The organism is Microbacterium longlingense, from assembly GCF_058349825.2.
Map to the genome: position 1 here is coordinate 1 of NZ_JBYRJA020000018.1, position 1,310 is coordinate 1,310.

1 protein-coding gene is annotated in these 1,310 nt (G+C 67.9%); it reads right to left on the reverse strand.

Going from position 1 to position 1,310, the window contains the following annotated elements:
- Positions 1–16 precede the first annotated feature (16 nt).
- Entirely contained in the window at positions 17–1,075 is a 1,059-nt protein-coding gene (locus AC3RXY_RS15590; RefSeq protein ID WP_491511834.1) for an IS110 family RNA-guided transposase, read from the reverse strand.
- Positions 1,076–1,310: the final 235 nt, after the last annotated feature.

Genomic DNA, 1,310 nt, shown 5'->3' on the forward strand with positions numbered 1-1,310 from the left:
GATGCTCCTATGGATGTCAAGGTCGGGTGAGGACGTAGTAGATCTCGCGGGCGATGAGTCGTTTGAGGCAGCGGATGATGTCTTTCTTGGAGAGGCCTTGTTGGGTGCGTCGTTGGGCGTAGTCCTGGGTGCGGGGATCCCAGCGGAGCCGGCAGAGCACGATGCGATAGAGCGCGGCGTTCGCTTGCCGGTCGCCGCCGCGGTTGAGTCGGTGCCGGTGGGTCTTCCCGGAGGATGCGGGGATGGGGGCGACGCCGCAGAGCATCGCGAACGCGGCTTCGGAGCGGAGCCGGTCGGTGTTCTCGCCCGCGGTGACCAGGAGCTGCCCGGCGACGTCGGCGCCGATGCCGTTGAGGGCGAGCAGGGCCGGGTTGATCGCTGTGACGAGAGGGGTGATGAGCGCGTCGAGTTCGTCGATCTCGGTGACCAGAGCGGCGTGGCGGCGGGCGAGGGACCGCAACGCGATCTTCACGGCCTGTTCCGGCTCACCTGCCCGCGCCGTGTCTGGGCGCAGGCTCGCGCAGATCTTCAGGAGTTCACGGTCGGGTAGCCGACGCAGCCGCTCACGGAGCTCGTCGGGTGCGGTGACCAGCAGCGTCTTGATGCGCCGCGTGCAGTCCGCGCGCTGGTCGACCGCGCTGCGACGGGCGACGCGCAGATTCCGGAGCGCTTCGACCTTCCCGGTGCGGTCTTTCGGGATCCCGGTGCGGACCCGGGACAGTCCGGCCCGGGCAGCGGCTTCCGCATCCAGCGGGTCGGACTTTCCCGCGAACCGGCGCGTCTTGCGGTCGGGCCGGTCGATCTCCAACAGCTCGACACCCTGACCGCGCAGATGCCGGGCCAGGCCCGCCCCGTAGGCGCCGGTGCCCTCGATCGCCGCGATCAGCAACGTCCCGAACGTCACCGCCCAGGACAGCAAGGCCGCATACCCGGCCTTGTCAGCGGGGAACTGGGCGCATCCCAGCAGCCGGCCCGCGGTGTCGATCACCGCGACGGTATGCGTGTCGCCGTGGGTATCGACACCGACGGCGACCTCGATCTGGTCGTGTTCGACTTCGTGTGCGATGGTGGTCATCGCCGTTCCTTTCACTCCAATGCGGCAGAACGGCACGCACCGCCGAGAAGTGAGCGGACAAGACAGTGATGGGTGCCTGCTGGCACAGGCTCCTATGAGGTCACGACCCCTCGCACGGTGAGTGCAGACAGTCCCGCAGCGAATCGACCGACAGATCCCGTTCAAGACCCCAAGTCAGTCAGGCGCAGAGTCAGGACGACCGCTGCGGGACTCCCACCACCATCATCACTGTCAG

Coding starts and splice junctions, on each gene's coding strand:
- AC3RXY_RS15590 (WP_491511834.1), bottom strand. CDS start 1,075: ATGACCACCATCGCACACGAAGTCGAACACGACCAGATCGAGGTCGCC.